We start from the raw sequence: 16376 nt of genomic DNA, 5'->3' as shown, positions 1-16376 counted from the left end.
GTCAAAAAAATCTAAGGGAAATTGTTTACATCTTAAAGGGGGAACCCAAGCATTGGGCAGCTTCTTTCTACGAAGTCGCCGTTAAGCAAATTGTTTCTGGCGCATCTGGCGAATTTTGATGCCCTGGTGGGCCGACTCCATAAACTGAGAAACTCGCAGGGGATCGATTGGCTCACTGAGTTTGCCATGGCGCTTGAGAGAACTGGCAACGATCGCCCCATCTGCCACCTGCAACAGATTACCAATATTTTCCCAGGTAGCTCCACTGCCAATTAAAATCGGGGTATCGCCGGCATTTTCCCGGGCATCTTTAATATCGTCCATTTTCGGTGGGTGGCCTGTGGCCCACCCAGAAAGAATCACCGCATCAGCTAAACCCCGCTCTACGGTGTCATGGATTGCCGCGGTTAAATCGGGGGTACTGAGAGGATGGGCATGTTTCACCAAAACGTCGGCGAGGATTGCGATATCTGCATCCAGTTCCCGGCGATATTTCAGCAGTTCGTAGGCATTGCCTTCAATCAAACCCTGGTCGGTGGCCATGACCCCAGTGAGCACATTGACGCGAATAAATTGGGCGCCCGTACAGGCGGCGATCGCCATGGCACTTTTCGCATCATTGCGCAATACATTAATCCCCAGGGGTACTGTCACCAACCCTGCTAGACGATCCATAATCAAGGTCATCGCACTGATGGTGGCAGGATCAACCCGGTCTTTTGTGAAGGGCGCATCAAAAAAATTCTCAACAATAATCCCGTCAATCCCCCCAGCAGCCAAGGCCGTTGCTTCCTGTTCGGCCCGGTCCATCACCTGACGGAGATCCCCCCCCCAACGGGCAGAAGTAGGCAAAGGCAACAGGTGAACAACGCCAAGGATGGGATTTTCGGTCTGGAAAATAGTTTTAAGATCCACTGATTTGCTTTACGTCTGTTTGTACTAGGGTCACTCTGACAGAGAGTGATGCCTCGTCACCTTTGCAGGCTTGGGATAGGGCGTAAATTAGTATATCAGGGGCAGGCCTCCCCAGGTTTTTGTTTCTCCCCAGAAAGGGTCATCAACCAGGGGCGATCGCCTCCCACCTAGCCGAATCCCCCATGGGAATCGAACCCGCCCATGTCACAATAGAAAAATTGCAATCCACAGCGTAAACGAAAGAACAAACAGACTCAACCCTATGGATATCAAAGACGGTTTTGTTGGAGCAGTCGGCAACACCCCCCTCATTCGCCTCAATAGCTTTAGTGACGCAACGGGCTGTGAAATTTTAGGGAAAGCAGAATTTCTCAACCCCGGTGGCTCCGTCAAAGACCGGGCTGCCCTCTACATCATTAAAGACGCCGAAGAACGAGGCCTCCTCAAGCCTGGTGGTACCGTTGTGGAAGGTACTGCGGGCAATACAGGCATTGGCCTGGTGCATATTTGCAATGCTAAGGGCTATAAATGTTTGATTGTGATCCCCGAAACCCAATCCCAGGAAAAAATTGATCTCCTCCGCACCCTTGGCGCTGAAGTAATCACCGTCCCTGCCGTGCCCTATGCTGACCCAAATAATTATGTGAAATATTCCCAGCGACTGGCAGCAGAAACTGAAAATGCGATCTGGGCCAACCAATTTGATAACCTCGCTAACCGCCGTGCCCACTACGAAACCACTGGCCCCGAAATTTGGGCCCAAACCGACGGCAAAGTTGACGCTTGGACAGCCGCCACGGGTACGGGAGGAACCTACGCGGGCACAGCGATGTACCTCAAGGAAAAAAATCCTGACCTCAAATGTGTTGTGGCTGATCCCATGGGCAGTGTCCTGTATAGCTATGTGAAAACGGGCCAACTCGACCGGGAAGGCAGTTCCATTACAGAGGGCATTGGCCAAGGCCGGATTACCGCCAACATGGAAGGAGTGCCGATGGATGATGCGATCCGCATCGATGACCAGGAAGCGGTACGGGTGGTGTATCAGCTTTTGAAAAAAGATGGATTATTTATGGGAGGGTCCGTGGGCATTAATGTGGGAGCTGCCTACGCCCTCGCGAAGAAAATGGGACCTGGCCATACCATTGTGACGGTGCTATGTGATGGTGGCGCCCGCTATCAGTCGCGTCTATTTAATCCTGAATGGCTCGCCAGCAAGGGTCTCGTGGTTGATGTTTAATACAAAAATATAGAGGGGGCGATCGCCAACATCGCCCATTTTGCAGATGGAAACCCAAACTTTAGATATTGCCATGGGCATCTTAGCCTTCTTCATTGTGGCGAGTGGCTTATTTATGCTGATCAAAGGCACAAGCGCCATGAACGACAAACAGTAACATTTTCACCAAACCGATTACTGCTGTCCTGACGGTCTAAAATCTGGCTAAATTCACTTTATTCTCGCAATGACAGCGGGGCTATGCAGCCGGAGTCAGGGTCACAATGCCGTAGGCTTCTGGATTTAAATATTGCCACGCAGAACGCTGGATGGTGTCGAGGGTGATCCCTTGGAGCAGTTCGGGATAGCGGAGAGCCGGTTCGAGATCCTGCAACAACGAGTAATAGTAGCCATACAGGTTGGTGCGATCGCTGGGTCGTTCATTGCCAAAAATAAAGCGGTTGGCTACTTGGGTTTTAACACGCTCTAGTTCCGTAGGCAAAACAGATGCACGATGGATGGCCCGGAGATGCTCAATAATAGCTGCTTCCACCACCGGAATGTTTTCTACGGGTAGCTGAGCTGAAATGTAAAAGATGCCTTGGTGCTTTTGGGTGAAATTACTGACGCTGATTTGGGTGACCAAGCCTCTGGTTTCTCGCAGATCTTGCACAAGGCGAGAGACTTTACCCTGGCCAAGGACCGTCGCGAGAATATCGAGGGCATAGGTTTCTTCAAGATCTCCTAACCCCGGCACACGCCACATCATGACCAGGCGGGCCTGCTGCAACCCTTCATCTTCGTAATGACGGCGTACAATATTTTGGAAAGGTGCCTCGGGACTGTGGTCAGTAAAGGTAGGAACAGATGAAATATTTTTTGGTTGGTATAGCTGTTCAAAGGCCTCGGCTACGAGCTCAATCAGGCGATCGCCAGGCAGATTGCCCGCCACTGCCGCTGTCATCCGCCCCGGTTGATACCAGAAACCATGGAAATCTCGCATCTGTTGGGCCTGGAGATTTTCGATAACCCCACTGGGCCCCAACACCGGACGACGGTAAGGTAGTCGCTCAAAGCCCGTCTCAATCGCACGAAAATAGGTGCGGCGACGGGGATTATCCTCCGAACGACGAATTTCCTCTAAGACCACATGGCGTTCCCGCTCAAAGGCCCCATCGGGAATACTAGGGTTGAGCATCACATCCAACTGTAAGGGCGCCAGCTCCGCGAAATCTTGGGGGGCACAGGTGATGTAATAGTGGGTGTATTCCTGACTCGTGGCAGCATTCGTCACTGCCCCTTTCGCTTCAATGCGCTGTTCAAATTCCCCATTACCAATGCGCGGTGTGCCTTTAAAAATCATGTGCTCTAAAAAGTGAGCCATGCCATTGATGCTATCTGCTTCGATTGCGGAGCCAACACTTAGCCACACATTCAGGCTCACGGCATCCACCGGTACCTGTTCGGCAATAATCGTCAGCCCATTTGGGAGAGTTCTGATCGTCGGTTGGTTAAGGCGTGGTGCAGATACCAGAATGGAGGTCATGTAGCGAATCGTGACAAGTTCAATTTTGTGCTTTTACTTTAACGCAATGTTGACCCCCGGGTCTTGGTAATAGGCTAAGGGGAGGAAGTTGGTGGACTTTTGCTTTGTATCAGCTGTCAAAAGGCGCGGTTTTAGATCCTGATCGCACTGCAGATTACTCCGCCGAATTTGTGCCCTCGTTCATGGGCGGAGCTGATTTTGATTGAAGACATGAAGATATACTGGCGACGTTTCTGGCAAGGCCTGCAGCCAGTAAGATAAACATAAGCCCCTTTTCGCAGTTCCATGACCTTAGAATTTGATCTCCAACCGACGATTCCCATTGCGCCAGCTGACTTTAAATCTGGCTTTGTCGCCCTGATTGGTCGCCCGAATGTCGGTAAATCTACGCTGATGAATCAATTGATCGGTCAAAAAATTGCGATCACTTCCCCTGTGGCCCAAACAACCCGCAATCGATTGCGGGGAATCTTCACCACAGAAGCTGCACAAATTATTTTTGTAGATACCCCCGGTATCCATAAGCCTCACCATGAACTGGGCAAAATTTTAGTCAAAAACGCCCGTAGTGCAGTGGCAGCCGTTGATCTTGTGGTTTTTATTGTGGATGGATCTGTTCCTTTGGGGAGAGGCGATCAATTCATTGCCGATTTTTTGGTAAAAACCGAAGCAAAGGTGATCCTTGGGGTCAATAAAATCGACCAACGCCCTGAACACAAGCCAGAGATTTTAGCCTCTTATCAGGAGCTGGCCCAACAAAACCACTGGCAGCTCCAGGAATTTTCGGCCCTCGCAGGCGATCGCCTTGGGGATCTCCAGACTAAGCTCATCAATGCCTTAGACCCTGGCCCTTACTATTACCCTCCTGATCTGGTCACCGATCAGCCAGAACGCTTCATCATGGCGGAACTCATCCGTGAACAGATCTTGATTCATACTCGCCAAGAGATTCCCCATTCCGTAGCGATCGCCATCGAACAAGTCAACGAAGGGGAAGAAATCACTGAAGTCAAAGCCGCGATCAATGTCGAACGCAGCTCCCAAAAAGGAATCATCATTGGGAAAAAAGGGGCCATGCTCAAAACCGTTGGCACCGCCGCCCGTCAGCAAATCCAAAAACTAATTGCAGGTAAAGTTTATCTGGAGTTGTTTGTCAAAGTTCAACCCAAATGGCGTCAATCTCGCAGCCATCTCGCGGAGTTGGGCTACCGCGTCGAAGAAGGCTAGACATCGAAAGAGCAATGCCCCATAAAAAAGACCCCACATCAGGCGATCGCCAGGGGTCGTTCCGAATATTTTTGTCGATGACGTACTACGAACTACCTAGTCTATGGGTTGCCGTTAGGCCCCCGGAGCTGGGGACTCGGCTTTGGGGTGCGAGAACGGCGGGGCGGCTGACTGCGGCGACTATCTCCCCGACGCTGGTTGGCAGATCCCCCAGGACGGTCACCACCACCGGCACTGTGGTCATGGCTACCATAAACATCCAAGTAAATCTTTTGGTCAGTGCTAGGAGTAGATCCCCTTAGGATCGTCTCGATGGCCCGTAAATTGCGGCCACCCCGACCAAAAACTTTGCCTTTATCTTCCTGGTCAAAAGCAACTCGCAGCCAAACTCGATTGCTGTTGGGGAGCTGCTCACAGTCGACCGAAAGGGACTCCGGTTGATCGAGGAGCGGCTCCAAAAGAAACTTGATTAACTGAACGTAGCTTGTGCTCCCTGAATGAGGCGCGCTAGACAGATTGTCTAAATTAGGCATTAACTTGGTCGAATACTTTTGCTTTTTCCAAGAGGTTACGGACGGTTTCTGTCGGTTGAGCCCCTTCCTTGAGGCGCTTCACAATGGCAGGAACATTGAGGCGGGTTTCATCGGTACGGGGGTTGTAAAAACCGAGTTCTTCTAAGGGGCGACCATCGCGGCGGCTAGTGCTTTGGGCCGCAACAAGACGGTAGCTTACTTCTCTTTTTTTACCGAAACGCTTTAGACGGAGCTTTACCATTTGTTTTAGTTGAAAAACTTCTATAGAAATAAAAATAACAGAGCCAATATACAATCAAAACATAAGCCTCAGGGGATGTCAATTTTCGGGTCAACGCTCAGGTTGAGCGATCAATGAATTTCAGGCAGGGTTGCCAAGAATTGTTTATGATCAATTGAGTTGAAGTTTTGTGAAGAATCTTGACTCTAGCACTGAATTCTCCGTTTCTCGCAACCTCTAAGGAACGCCAATGGCACTGTCTTGAACCGATTTGGCAGGGGGGAGCGGCTGAGGTACAGGCCGGCTTACCCCATGGACAGTTGGCTCCGGCCTGGCAAATTTTGCTTTTGGGGGATGGGTCACCAACGCGGCACCTGGGTTTGTTGACGCGAGAAAAGATTGAAGTCGATGTGATTGATATGTCTCCCATTGGCAGTGGTAATGACGGGGCACCGAGCCTGATTTCTGCGATTCCTACGCCCCATTTACGGCGGCAGGTTTGGCTGAGAACGGCTTCTGGGCAACGGTTAGCCTATGCGACTTCTTGGTGGGATGCGAACCATGTGGATGAGTATCTACAAAATCGCAGTTTACCAATTTGGGAAAGTTTATCACGGCTACATACGGAGCTTTATCGGGATATTCAGGGGATTTATTACGGGCGATCGCCTATTTTAGAGAAGGCATTTCAGGAGGACGGGCCTTTCTGGGGTAGACATTATTTGTTTTGGCATGATGGCAAGCCATTAACGCTGATTTATGAAGTTTTTTCGCCCTATTTGCGGAAATATTTGGGGGAGACCCAACGTACTGCCGATTAATAAAAAAGCTTTCACTTTAAAATAAAACCCCCGACTTCTTGGAGAAATCGGGGGTTTTGGGAGCCTGGCCCGAACTAGACGAGGGCGACGGGTTGGGCTTTCTCCGCAAAGATTTTTGCAATGACTTCTTCTACGACTTTATCGGGGGTGGAAGCGCCGGAGGTAACACCGATTTTTAGCTTGCCCTTAGGGAGCCAAGCGGCCTGGGTCGTGATTTCACCATCAAGGGGCTTATGTTCGATAACATTGCCTGCCAACAGGCGATCGCCACAATCGATGTGGTAAGAAGGAATATTTCGTTCGACCGCAATTTCCTGGAGGTGGGTGGTGTTGGAGGAGTTGAACCCGCCGATGACGATCATCAGATCCAAATCTTTTTCCACCAAATCAAACATCGCATCCTGACGCTCTTGGGTGGCATCGCAGATCGTATTGAAGCTCATAAAGTGATCGTTGATTTCCGTGGGACCAAATTTTTCGAGCATCGTCTGTTCAAAGAGTTTGCCCATCTGCTCTGTTTCGCTCTTAAGCATGGTCGTTTGGTTCGCCACGCCCACCCGGTCTAAGTCTTTGTCGGGATCAAACCCCTCGGAATAGGCATTTTTGAATTTGTCGAGAAATGCTTGGCGATCGCCCCCGTGCAAAATATAGTTCCGCACATATTCCGCTTCGGTGAGGTTGAGCAGAACCAAGTAAGTTCCCGCAAAGGAGCTAGTGGCAACGGTTTCTTCGTGCTTATATTTGCCGTGAATGATCGAAGTGTAATCTTTTTTCTTATGCTTCTCGACGGAATTCCAGACCTTCGACACCCAAGGGCAGGTTGTATCCACAATCTTGCAGCCGCGATCGCTTAACAGCTGCATTTCTTGCACCGTTGCACCAAAGGCCGGCAAAATCACCACATCCCCCCCTGCAACCTGACTAAAATCTTTTTTACCATCCACCAATTCAATGAAGTGGATATTCATTTCTTTGAGACGGTTATTTACAGACGGATTGTGAATAATCTCATTTGTGACCCAAATTTTTTCCGTGGGGAAGTGTTTGCGGGTTTCATAGGCCATGGCCACCGCTCGCTCGACCCCCCAACAAAAACCAAAGGCTTCCGCAAGATAGATAGTCACATCACCCCGGGTCAGCTCATAGTTATTTTCACGAATTTCTTGGATCAGACTGCTTTGGTACTCGCTGGTGAGCATGCCAGCCACTTCTTCTTTGTGGCCAAATCCTTGGCGATGGTAATTCTCGGAGTGGTTCAGGGAACGTTTAAAGGCTTTGGTATCCATAGGGTGGGGGTGATCAAGGGTACAGCTTTAGTCAAAGATCATAGCGAATTCTTGGGGTGATCCCGCATCTCTAGGGAGTCTCTTTCGGAGAATCCTCTGGCTCAGGAGTCGCTTCTGGGTCAGAATCTAAAGAGGTTTCAGTAGAAGTTTCAGGGTCTACCAAATCTTGAGAGGACGTTGTTTCAGATGACTCTGTAACGACTTCTGCGGGATCACTAACTTCAGACGTGGGTGCAGTTTCTGATACTTCTTCGTCCCCAAAAATGGCGTCAATATCCGAATCGCCACCAGCTGTTGTTGGCTCTGGTGTGGCGGGAGCTGGTTGAGGCGTTTTTGGTGATGCTGCTTTTTTGCCAAACAGGCGACCGAAGCCGAATCCTTTTTTGGACGGTTGGGCTGTGATTGGGGGGGAAGAAATATTTTCGCTGTCCGTTTTATCAGGAGCAGTTTTATCGTCAGGGGTTTGGGGTTCTGGGGAAACTTCTGCCTCTGGGGTTGCTGAGGCTGTTACTTCGTCTTCGGTGACGATCGCCACTTCATCGGGAGTGACTTCAGTAGAGGCGTTAGCTTCAGGCATCTCATCGCTTGCTACAGGGCTGGGCGGTTGATCTGCTTGCGTCTCGGTGATGGTGACAGAAGGTTCAGTTTCTGTAGGAGTCTCAGTTTCGGGAGTTGCAGTAGCAGAATCATCTGGTTTCTCAGTTTCTGCAGCAGTTTCCGTTTTGGCCGCTTTTGTTTTAGTAGAGACCGCAGGAGCTTTCTTAAACCGGTCTTTGACGTAGGCCACCAGGGAAACCTTGTTGAGATCTGGAATTTTAGTCGGGTCGGCGATCGCCTGTCTTAAGCGTAGGGTTTCCCAGGCAAACCAACCGAGGAGAATCACGCTGGCCAACTGACCCAGGAGGATCGCCCCAGCCATTTGCCCTGCACAAACCCAAAGGATTAGGGCATAAAAAAGACCGACAGCGCTCCAGAAGAAATCATCTTGACGGTGGAGTTTTGGAAAAATAAAGGCAGTCAGAAATAGCAATCCGCTCCCGAGGGCAACGGCGATCGCCAAAATTTGTGCCAACATGACCAACAACTCCTAAGTGATGCTAACTGCTTGCCCTATTGTGCCAGAATCGCTGGATCTTCGAGCAAAAAACTATTCTAGGGAACGGATATCCCGGACCCGGCGGATGGGTAAATTGGCCACCAGTGCCGTCATCCGGTCATTGCTCGATAGATCGAATTCCATTTCTTCGGGGTCTACTTCCACATATTTCGCCACAACAGCGAGGATTTCCTGGCGCATTTCTTCGATCTTTTCGGGACTGAGGCCCACCCGGTCATGGGCGATCACCAGCTTGAGGCGTCTTTTGGCTTCGTCGCCACTTTTGGGGGTCTGCCAGTTGAGCAGCTTTTCAAGTAATTCCTGGATCATGGCTCATTACAAAAATTATGGATGGATAAACTTCAGCTTAGACGGGGATGCCAGGGGCGATCGCCTTGGAGTCAACCGTTAATTCGCAAAAATGCGTCGGATCTTCGCCAAAAAACCTTCCTGATTGGTCATCAGATCTAACAGGGGGACTTTTTCTCCTTCTAGGCGCCGGGCAATGTTCATAAAGGCCGTAGCAGGGACATCATTCGCTTTGTCTCCCAGCACTAAGGGTTCCCCCCGGTTACTAGAAATAATCACCTGTTTATCATCAGGCACAATACCAATGAGGGGAATTGCCAAAATTTCCAGGACATCCTCGACGCTCATCATTTCGTTTTGTTTCACCATCTCGGGTTTGAGACGGTTGAGAATCAAACGGGTGCGCTTAATGCCATAGGCTTCGAGTAAACCGATGACCCGGTCGGCATCGCGCACGGCGGCCACTTCTGGGGTGGTGACAATGAGTGCTTCCCGGGCGGCGGCGATCGCGTTGCGAAAACCCATCTCAATTCCAGCAGGGCTATCCACCAAAATATAGTCAAATGCTTTGTCCAGACGCATAATCAGCTGCTTCATCTGGGTGGGGGTGACGGCCTCTTTGTTGCGGTTTTGGGCCGCTGGCAGCAGCACTAAGCCGTTTTGGCGTTTGTCTTTCACCAGGGCCTGTTCTAGGCGACATTCACCGGCGATCGCTTCCACAGCGGTGTAGACCACACGATTCTCTAAACCCAAAAGCAAATCCAGGTTTCGTAGACCAAAATCCGCATCGACCAAGGCGACCTTTTTGCCGAGCTTGACTAGGGCCGAGCCAAGATTAGCGGTACAGGTGCTTTTGCCGACGCCTCCTTTTCCGGAGGTCATAACGATAACGCGACTCATAGACTTCTGGGTGGGTAGTAGTAGGTAAACAACTCAATAAGCTTACGATATAGCCAACGGTCGTGGCAGCCCGCTAGCTACGATATTACAGGCAAGAGTGGATCTGCGGCCTCCTGCCAGTGCTGTTGCTCGGCTTGGTAGCTGTAATTTTTTGAAAATTTGAGGGCTGGGGCCAAGCGAATCCCCTCAGCGGTAAGATAGGCCACCTCTGGTTTGAGCTGTTCGATCGCCTGGGGTGTAGACCGGGCCACAATATCGGCAATACGTAACTGGGTTGGATTCATCTGGAGCGCCATAATTCGCCCGGTGCGATCGCCCTTCGACCCCGCATGGGCTGTCCCCCGCAGGCAGCCCCACACCACAATATCTTTCTCGGCAACAATGCTGCCTCCCGGGTTGACATCCCCTGTGACGATTACAGAGCCAGGGTGAATAATCTCCACCCCGGAACGAACGGTTTGGTCAATATATAAAACCTCCGGCTCCTGGGCGATCACTTGGAGAGGTTTGAGCTTGAGGGGCACATCTGCCAGCAGTTGATTGGGTGGGTCTTGGTCAACGCTATAGCCTGCTGTCGCGGCGGCGATCGCCGTCTGACGTCGCTTCGTATAAACGCGCTTGAGCTTGAGTTCATAGGGCTTTAGCAAGGCCGCGAGCGCCTGGAGTTGCCGCCCTCCCACCAGTTGATCTTGGGCCAACAAATGTACCTGGACGACAGGGAAGCCCTGCGCAGCGCTTAATTGTTCCCGGAGGGCTTCCCAAACTGCTTCCCAATCATCAATTTCGTGGGTTTCGACGGTGGGTAGCGCCAGGGTGAGGTGGTCATCTTCTAGGCCAAATTGAAGCTCAATGCTTGGCTTCTCGCTCAGCGCCACTGTTTCTGGCGTTGCCGGATCAAGATTTGGCACAGAATGATCATCGAGCTCAGCCATGGGATCCCTCAAAAATTTACCCCTGATTTATAACAGTAAGGGCTGGACTTCGGCAAAATTTTTGTTTTTAGGGCTGATCTGAGCTGTATTTAACATCCCTGAAACGGCCCAAATTGGAGTTATTACAGGGATTTTTGGCCCCACTGCAAGCAGATGCCCTCCCCAGCAACAGTATGGTCAGGGTTTTTAGCTGTTGCTCAACCTAGACTTTTGTGGTCATCGCCCCGATTCAGTGCCACAGGGTCTGAGCTACTCTGTCGCCCATTGCTGCGGGAGATCGTAAGATTCAGTTTGGCAATGAATTGGCTTGAGATTAACCAAAGGTAGAGCCGTTCCAGCCCCACATATGGCCTTGAGCATCGTTAAATTCAATGTAGATACGGTTTTTTGCGACCCCAAGGCTCTGGTGAATTTCATTGCAAAACGCTTCACTCATCACGCGGGTGCGATCGCCCATGGTGCCAACACTTTTAATTTCTACATAGCAGGCTGGATCAATGGTGCCTCCAAAGGTCATGGGAATCCCTGCTTCAAAGGCGGTCATCACATAGGATTCCGGCTTGCCTAGGTGCGCCGCCAATTGCCGGGAAAGCGTGAGTAAGAGGGTTTCCACATCCCCTTGGGTTTGGGGGTGGAGAGAGGTTTGTACTTTAATCAGAGGCATAAAAAATTCACAGAGGTTGTTGAACAAAAAGTCGAGAAGAAACAGGGGCTCAATTAGCCGCCATAACTCCAACCGGTACTCTCGAGGTTAAGGATTTTGCCTTCCCGGTGCACACCCGCACCAATCACTTCACCGACAAAAACAGTGTGATCACCCTGTGCCACAGCACCGACCACTTTACATTCGACATAACCAAGGGAGTCTTTAATAATTGGGCAACCCGTTTCTGTCCCTTCGTAAAATTCCACATCTTCAAATTTATCTCCGACGCGGCGTTTGGGCTTAAAGAAATTAGCGGCCATGTCCTTTTGAGTTTCGTCCAGGAAGCTGAGGGAAAAGACGCCGGTTTTCTGGAGCATGGCATGGGAACCGGAATCTGACCGGACACAGTTGACGACCAGGGGCGGTTTAAAGGAGCCTTGCATCACCCAACTGGCTGTAAAGCCGTTCATTTCGTCACCATCGCGCACACCGCAAATATATAATGCGTGAGGGATATGGAGGAGCATGGCTTTTTTTGCTTGTTCGTCTAACATTGCAGACTTCTCCTGTAGGGATTGATATTCTCCCCCATTGTTAATCATCTTTGCTGATCATGCTGCAACCTCATTCTGATTCTTCTGCCCGTGTCGTTCGTTGTGGGGTGGTCACCGTCAGTGATACGCGATCGCCTGAAACGGATAAAAGTGGTCAATGCATCCAAGATCTGCTCACAGCGGCAGGCCATGAAGTCGGCGATTATGAAGTGATTAAAGATAATCCAGAGGCGATCGCCAAGCGTTTAGAAATCCTTGCCCATACTGATTTAGAGGCATTGATCTTCAGTGGTGGCACGGGCATCGCCCACCGGGACAACACCTATGACATGCTCGAAAAACATTTAGAAAAAACCTTGCCGGGGTTTGGGGAAATTTTTCGCAGCCTCAGTTATCAGGAAATTGGTTCCCGGGCGATCGCCTCCCGAGCTGTGGCCGGCACCTATCGGGGGATGATTTTATTTTCTCTGCCAGGCTCAACGGGGGCAGTGCAGTTAGCGATGGAAAAACTAATTTTGCCGGAACTGCGCCATCTCGTCACCCAATTGCGACCCTAAGCTAAGTTTCCAGCGGTTACAGATCCTGCTTGATCTCAGTTAGCAGCCCCTGACAGGCGTCGAGCAACAAATCAATCACATAATCAAACCCCGATTGGCCACCATAGTAAGGGTCTGGCACTTCACTATCGGTGAAATTGGCGGCGTAGTCACACATCATTTTCACCTTGTCCTGGTAGATTCCCGCGCGGTCGAGGGACAAAATATCGCGGTAATTAGCCCGGTCCATCGCCAAAACGAGATCAAAAGTTTCAAAGTCAGCGGCAGAAAACTGGCGTGCACTACCCACGAGGCGAATATTTCGCTTTTGGGCCGCTGCCTGCATCCGGCGGTCTGGGGCCGCGCCGATGTGATAGCTAGAAGTGCCTGCCGAATCACAACTGATTTTGTCAGCCAAGCCTGCCTGTTCTATGAGGTGGCGCATGATGTTTTCGGCTGAGGGGGAACGGCAAATATTGCCTAGACAAACGAACAATAATTTATAAGCCATCGTCAGTTTTTTTGAGCTAAGGGGCGATCGCAAATTTGCAGTTTACCCCAAATTTCCCCGGAGAAAGCCTAGATCCCCCATGACAAATCGGCCATCTCCCTTGAAAATAAGTGAAAATTCTTTTGTAAAGGAAAGTCTACATGTTTAGTCGCGGTCGCCGTCGTTCTTCGTCCCTTGGTCGCAAAAAAAAGAAAAAATCCATTTCGCCCTGGACGGTCGCCGTGGCTGTGCCTGTCGTTCTACTGAGCCTAGAGGTGATTGCCCGCCTGGGTTCTGGTTACCTCGAAAAGCCAGAAGACCAACTCTCCCAAGAGGCGATCGCCTACAGTCTCAAATTTGTCGATAGCGACCAAAACATTTACCAAGGATTAGACAACCGGGGTGAACTCCTGGCCCAAAAATCCATCGCCACTGGCTACGAATTGCTGGGCGACCAAGAGAGCGAATTTTTCACCCTCAATGAGCAAGGCTTTCGGGACGAAGAATCACTCCCCGTCGCCAAACCCCAAGATGAAATCCGGATCTTTATCCTCGGCAACTCCACCGCCTTTGGTCGCGGTGCCCAGGGCAACCAAGAAACCATCGCCACCTTCCTTGAACAGCGGCTCCAGAATCGTGTCCAAGACCAGCGCCAATCCCCTGGTACTTACCGCCCAGACGTTTTCCCTTTCTTTCCGCCTACCCGTAACCGCCTCGCCCAACTACCCGCCAAAATCCGTGAGGGCAATTATCGTGTCGTGAATGTGGCCGTCCCCGGCTATAGCTCCGGCAATGAACTAGCCCAACTTGCCCTGAGAATCTTGCCCTACCAGCCGGATCTCGTTGTTGTCCTGAATGGCTATGAAGATCTGCTGTTACCCAGTAACCAAGATGCCGCTGAAATTCCCCAATTGGCCGAATTTGCAAAAAATCCTGACGCCTATTTCCACCAGTACCTCAGACAATCTCTCCGCAACAAAGCTGAAAAAAGTGCCCTGATTCGCACGGTGTTGTCTTTTACTTCGCCCCAGAACACAAATCAAATAGGGGCAACCCTCAGTATCCGAGAACGCAATACGGCTAGTTTGAGCCAGCAGCTCCCTGATTCTGACGCGGAATTGCAGGCCCGTCTGGACCGCTACCAAGCCAACCTTGCCCAGATGATTCGCCTATCTAGTGCCGCCCAGATCCCGGTGGTTGTGGCGCTCCAACCAGAAATCACCGGACGCCCCGAGGCGCAGCTAGATCCAACTGAAATAGCGATTCGACAACAGTTGGGAGAAAGTTATGCAGAAAAAATGACCACTTACTATCCGCAATTTGCGACCACAGTGCAGCAGTTGGCCCAAAGTTTTCCGAATAATGTGACGTTTATTGATTTTTATCGCTTAAATGAGCAGTTCCCGACCCCGACTTTTACGGATCCGATTCACCTCAATGGGGCCGCCAATGATGTGATGGCGAATCAACTCTATGGGGCGATCGCCAACTTACCGGGGATGCAGATTATCCCTGAGAACTTCTTCCTCGATTAGGGGCGCTGTCGCGGGGGAATGCCCGCACTGGTCAGCACATCGGTTAATCTCGGGCAGGCAGACTCTAGGCCAAAGCTACGGGGATTGTAGGTTTTGCCATAGGTGAAGTGGCGATAGTCGATACAAAAGCGGTCCCAGGCGGCCAGCTGGATCCGGAAAACTTTGATAATGACGTTCGCCAGCCAGAGGGATAGGGGGATCTGAAAATAAATTTTGTGGCCCATGTGTGCACAGAGTTGGGCGATCGCCTCGTTGGCACTGACCGGCTCATTGCCCAATACAAAGAGGCGCTCTGGATCTAGCTCCCCTGGGGGCAGATCAAAGCGAATCGTCGGCGGGTTTTCGGCCAGGTAACGCACCACCCGGGCGATGTCTTCGCCATGGATAAAGTGAAAACTCCCATCGGCCCTGAGAAACTTGGCGATGGAGATCCATTTAATGTGATCCCGTAGACCGCCGGATAGATGGGAAAAAGGTTTATTCTCGCCGCCGCCGGCCACCAGAGTAGGGAAAATTACAGAAATTTTTGGCGCTAATTTTAGGGTGCCCAGCTTCTGGTAGCACTCATATTTTGTGCGGATGTAGTCGGTGCCAAAGTCCCGGGCTTCTGTTAAAACTTCGTTATTTCGCCCGAGGATGCTGGCGGTGGAGAAATAAATCACCTGCTCACAGATTTCTGGATCGAGTAGATCAATGAGCTGGGCTGTTTTTACCACATTGGTTTCAAAGGATTCTTGGGCGCCCCCCCAGGCCGTCGCCGCCAAGATCGCCACATTGATCGTTTTGAGAATCTCGGCCTGCTGTTCGATATCGAGCAAATCCCCTTGGATAATGTGAATGCCGCCCCGAGCTTCGGTGTTGAATTGTAATTTTTCCGGCGATCGCACCAGCAAATAGAGTTCGTAATCGGTGTGGTAGATGAATGTTTCGGCCAAATAATGGCCAATGCAGCCACTGGCGCCGGTAATAAAAACCTTTTTTGTCATGGGTGGGCGGGATTTGCAATGGAAAGAAAGTTGCCCCCTAGTTTAGTACGGCGGGGCATCGGCCGGAAAATTTCCCCTTGGGGGATCCTCTCTCCAAGCGGATCACCGATAATAGAAACCGTTGTCATAATCTGTAAATCATTACCATGGCTCTACCCACAGCGTTAAAAACCTTAGACGGTGAGACCCTCAGCCCTGAAGCCCTTGAAAATAAAGTTGTTTTATTCGTTAACGTAGCCAGTAAATGTGGCCTCACGCCCCAGTACAGTGGCCTGGTGGCCCTCGATCAAGAATATGGCGATCGCGGTCTAGTGATTGTCGGTGTGCCCTGTAATCAGTTTGGTGCCCAGGAACCCGGCAGCCCCGAAGAAATTAAAGATTTCACCAAAACCAAGTACGACGTAGAATTTACGCTCCTCGAAAAGCAGGATGTGAACGGTGCAAACCGCAGCCCTCTGTATCAGTTCCTCGTGGGGGAAGGCCCGGATATTGCTTGGAACTTTGGTAAATTTCTCGTTGGTCGTGATGGCAATGTTGTCGAACGCTTCGAGCCCCAAACTGCACCGAACGATTCTGCTCTGAAAGCTGCTATTGAAAAGGCGTTAGGTTAAAACATCCCCCGATG

The 16376-nt window shown here is 50.8% G+C and carries 19 protein-coding genes; 6 read left to right on the top strand and 13 right to left on the bottom strand.

Features of this window, described 5'->3' with window-relative positions; all coding sequences use genetic code 11:
• Nucleotides 1–81: 81 nt before the first annotated feature.
• Entirely contained in the window at nucleotides 82–915 is an 834-nt protein-coding gene (gene btpA / locus ACZ45B_RS05785; protein WP_024544475.1) for a photosystem I biogenesis protein BtpA, read from the bottom strand.
• 262 nt (nucleotides 916–1177) lie between these two features.
• Here btpA and ACZ45B_RS05780 point away from each other — a divergent pair, with 262 nt between their 5' ends.
• On the top strand, nucleotides 1178–2155 hold the full coding sequence (locus ACZ45B_RS05780; protein ID WP_024544476.1) for a cysteine synthase A: 978 nt from the start codon (nucleotides 1178–1180) through the stop codon (nucleotides 2153–2155).
• 238 nt (nucleotides 2156–2393) lie between these two features.
• Here the strand turns inward: ACZ45B_RS05780 and ACZ45B_RS05775 are convergent, their stop codons facing one another.
• Nucleotides 2394–3680, bottom strand: a complete 1287-nt coding sequence (locus ACZ45B_RS05775; protein WP_024544477.1) for a M16 family metallopeptidase — start codon at nucleotides 3678–3680, stop codon at nucleotides 2394–2396.
• Between the two features lie 285 nt (nucleotides 3681–3965).
• Between ACZ45B_RS05775 and era the strand changes: the two genes are divergently transcribed.
• Entirely contained in the window at nucleotides 3966–4907 is a 942-nt protein-coding gene (gene era, locus ACZ45B_RS05770; RefSeq protein ID WP_024544478.1) for a GTPase Era, read from the top strand.
• 101 nt (nucleotides 4908–5008) lie between these two features.
• Here the strand turns inward: era and ACZ45B_RS05765 are convergent, their stop codons facing one another.
• Both ACZ45B_RS05765 and rpsP read right to left on the bottom strand, forming a co-directional pair.
• A complete protein-coding gene (locus ACZ45B_RS05765; RefSeq protein WP_024544479.1) occupies nucleotides 5009–5440 on the bottom strand; it encodes a KH domain-containing protein in 432 nt (143 codons plus the stop codon).
• Nucleotides 5433–5681, bottom strand: coding sequence for a 30S ribosomal protein S16 (rpsP, locus tag ACZ45B_RS05760; RefSeq protein ID WP_024544480.1), 249 nt, complete (start codon nucleotides 5679–5681; stop codon nucleotides 5433–5435). The genes ACZ45B_RS05765 and rpsP overlap by 8 nt, the downstream gene beginning before the upstream one ends.
• A gap of 179 nt (nucleotides 5682–5860) precedes the next feature.
• On the opposite strand from rpsP, the gene ACZ45B_RS05755 reads away from it, so the two are divergent.
• Nucleotides 5861–6481 (top strand): chorismate lyase, encoded by a 621-nt coding sequence (locus ACZ45B_RS05755; protein ID WP_024544481.1) that lies wholly within the window; start codon nucleotides 5861–5863, stop codon nucleotides 6479–6481.
• A 74-nt stretch (nucleotides 6482–6555) separates the two neighbouring features.
• On the opposite strand, the gene ACZ45B_RS05750 is transcribed toward ACZ45B_RS05755, so the two are convergent.
• The 7 genes from ACZ45B_RS05750 to ACZ45B_RS05720 form a co-directional block, all read right to left on the bottom strand.
• Nucleotides 6556–7767, bottom strand: a complete 1212-nt coding sequence (locus ACZ45B_RS05750; RefSeq protein ID WP_024544482.1) for a 4-hydroxy-3-methylbut-2-enyl diphosphate reductase — start codon at nucleotides 7765–7767, stop codon at nucleotides 6556–6558.
• 70 nt (nucleotides 7768–7837) lie between these two features.
• Nucleotides 7838–8842, bottom strand: coding sequence for a Ycf66 family protein (locus ACZ45B_RS05745; RefSeq protein WP_024544483.1), 1005 nt, complete (start codon nucleotides 8840–8842; stop codon nucleotides 7838–7840).
• A gap of 72 nt (nucleotides 8843–8914) precedes the next feature.
• Complete coding sequence (minE, locus tag ACZ45B_RS05740) at nucleotides 8915–9193, bottom strand: cell division topological specificity factor MinE (protein WP_024544484.1); 279 nt, start codon at nucleotides 9191–9193, stop codon at nucleotides 8915–8917.
• A gap of 78 nt (nucleotides 9194–9271) precedes the next feature.
• Nucleotides 9272–10072 (bottom strand): septum site-determining protein MinD, encoded by an 801-nt coding sequence (gene minD / locus ACZ45B_RS05735; RefSeq protein WP_024544485.1) that lies wholly within the window; start codon nucleotides 10070–10072, stop codon nucleotides 9272–9274.
• Between the two features lie 77 nt (nucleotides 10073–10149).
• A complete protein-coding gene (locus tag ACZ45B_RS05730; protein ID WP_024544486.1) occupies nucleotides 10150–11004 on the bottom strand; it encodes a septum site-determining protein MinC in 855 nt (284 codons plus the stop codon).
• A gap of 313 nt (nucleotides 11005–11317) precedes the next feature.
• On the bottom strand, nucleotides 11318–11668 hold the full coding sequence (locus tag ACZ45B_RS05725) for a phenylpyruvate tautomerase MIF-related protein (RefSeq protein WP_024544487.1): 351 nt from the start codon (nucleotides 11666–11668) through the stop codon (nucleotides 11318–11320).
• A 53-nt stretch (nucleotides 11669–11721) separates the two neighbouring features.
• Complete coding sequence (locus tag ACZ45B_RS05720; protein WP_024544488.1) at nucleotides 11722–12204, bottom strand: flavin reductase family protein; 483 nt, start codon at nucleotides 12202–12204, stop codon at nucleotides 11722–11724.
• Nucleotides 12205–12263: 59 nt separating this feature from the next.
• On the opposite strand from ACZ45B_RS05720, the gene ACZ45B_RS05715 reads away from it, so the two are divergent.
• On the top strand, nucleotides 12264–12761 hold the full coding sequence (locus tag ACZ45B_RS05715; RefSeq protein ID WP_029681585.1) for a MogA/MoaB family molybdenum cofactor biosynthesis protein: 498 nt from the start codon (nucleotides 12264–12266) through the stop codon (nucleotides 12759–12761).
• A gap of 16 nt (nucleotides 12762–12777) precedes the next feature.
• Here ACZ45B_RS05715 and ACZ45B_RS05710 read toward each other — a convergent pair whose 3' ends face one another.
• A complete protein-coding gene (locus ACZ45B_RS05710) occupies nucleotides 12778–13251 on the bottom strand; it encodes a low molecular weight protein-tyrosine-phosphatase (RefSeq protein WP_024544490.1) in 474 nt (157 codons plus the stop codon).
• 140 nt (nucleotides 13252–13391) lie between these two features.
• Between ACZ45B_RS05710 and ACZ45B_RS05705 the strand changes: the two genes are divergently transcribed.
• Nucleotides 13392–14765 carry a GDSL-type esterase/lipase family protein gene (locus tag ACZ45B_RS05705; RefSeq protein ID WP_096417435.1) on the top strand — a complete coding sequence of 458 codons (1374 nt, stop codon included), beginning with the start codon at nucleotides 13392–13394 and terminating at the stop codon, nucleotides 14763–14765.
• Here the strand turns inward: ACZ45B_RS05705 and ACZ45B_RS05700 are convergent.
• Nucleotides 14762–15751 carry an NAD-dependent epimerase/dehydratase family protein gene (locus tag ACZ45B_RS05700; protein WP_024544492.1) on the bottom strand — a complete coding sequence of 330 codons (990 nt, stop codon included), beginning with the start codon at nucleotides 15749–15751 and terminating at the stop codon, nucleotides 14762–14764. The two genes, ACZ45B_RS05705 and ACZ45B_RS05700, sit on opposite strands and share 4 nt — an antisense overlap.
• 146 nt (nucleotides 15752–15897) lie before the next feature.
• On the opposite strand from ACZ45B_RS05700, the gene ACZ45B_RS05695 reads away from it, so the two are divergent.
• Entirely contained in the window at nucleotides 15898–16362 is a 465-nt protein-coding gene (locus tag ACZ45B_RS05695; RefSeq protein WP_024544493.1) for a glutathione peroxidase, read from the top strand.
• Nucleotides 16363–16376 lie beyond the last annotated feature (14 nt).

It is taken from the genome of Picosynechococcus sp. NKBG15041c (genome assembly GCF_055380235.1).
Note: the sequence above shows the minus strand (reverse complement) of the source record. Positions and strands in the feature narration are given on the sequence as shown.

Excerpts from the sequence above, each read along its gene's own strand:
- ACZ45B_RS05750 (WP_024544482.1), bottom strand. The coding sequence starts at position 7,767 with ATGGATACCAAAGCCTTTAAACGTTCCCTGAACCACTCCGAGAATTAC.
- ACZ45B_RS05700 (WP_024544492.1), bottom strand. The coding sequence starts at position 15,751 with ATGACAAAAAAGGTTTTTATTACCGGCGCCAGTGGCTGCATTGGCCAT.
- ACZ45B_RS05745 (WP_024544483.1), bottom strand. The coding sequence starts at position 8,842 with ATGTTGGCACAAATTTTGGCGATCGCCGTTGCCCTCGGGAGCGGATTG.
- ACZ45B_RS05775 (WP_024544477.1), bottom strand. The coding sequence starts at position 3,680 with ATGACCTCCATTCTGGTATCTGCACCACGCCTTAACCAACCGACGATC.
- ACZ45B_RS05715 (WP_029681585.1), top strand. The coding sequence starts at position 12,264 with ATGCTGCAACCTCATTCTGATTCTTCTGCCCGTGTCGTTCGTTGTGGG.
- era (WP_024544478.1), top strand. The coding sequence starts at position 3,966 with ATGACCTTAGAATTTGATCTCCAACCGACGATTCCCATTGCGCCAGCT.
- ACZ45B_RS05705 (WP_096417435.1), top strand. The coding sequence starts at position 13,392 with ATGTTTAGTCGCGGTCGCCGTCGTTCTTCGTCCCTTGGTCGCAAAAAA.
- rpsP (WP_024544480.1), bottom strand. The coding sequence starts at position 5,681 with ATGGTAAAGCTCCGTCTAAAGCGTTTCGGTAAAAAAAGAGAAGTAAGC.
- ACZ45B_RS05720 (WP_024544488.1), bottom strand. The coding sequence starts at position 12,204 with ATGTTAGACGAACAAGCAAAAAAAGCCATGCTCCTCCATATCCCTCAC.
- ACZ45B_RS05710 (WP_024544490.1), bottom strand. The coding sequence starts at position 13,251 with ATGGCTTATAAATTATTGTTCGTTTGTCTAGGCAATATTTGCCGTTCC.
- minD (WP_024544485.1), bottom strand. The coding sequence starts at position 10,072 with ATGAGTCGCGTTATCGTTATGACCTCCGGAAAAGGAGGCGTCGGCAAA.
- ACZ45B_RS05765 (WP_024544479.1), bottom strand. The coding sequence starts at position 5,440 with ATGCCTAATTTAGACAATCTGTCTAGCGCGCCTCATTCAGGGAGCACA.
- ACZ45B_RS05725 (WP_024544487.1), bottom strand. The coding sequence starts at position 11,668 with ATGCCTCTGATTAAAGTACAAACCTCTCTCCACCCCCAAACCCAAGGG.
- ACZ45B_RS05730 (WP_024544486.1), bottom strand. The coding sequence starts at position 11,004 with ATGGCTGAGCTCGATGATCATTCTGTGCCAAATCTTGATCCGGCAACG.
- ACZ45B_RS05695 (WP_024544493.1), top strand. The coding sequence starts at position 15,898 with ATGGCTCTACCCACAGCGTTAAAAACCTTAGACGGTGAGACCCTCAGC.
- minE (WP_024544484.1), bottom strand. The coding sequence starts at position 9,193 with ATGATCCAGGAATTACTTGAAAAGCTGCTCAACTGGCAGACCCCCAAA.
- ACZ45B_RS05780 (WP_024544476.1), top strand. The coding sequence starts at position 1,178 with ATGGATATCAAAGACGGTTTTGTTGGAGCAGTCGGCAACACCCCCCTC.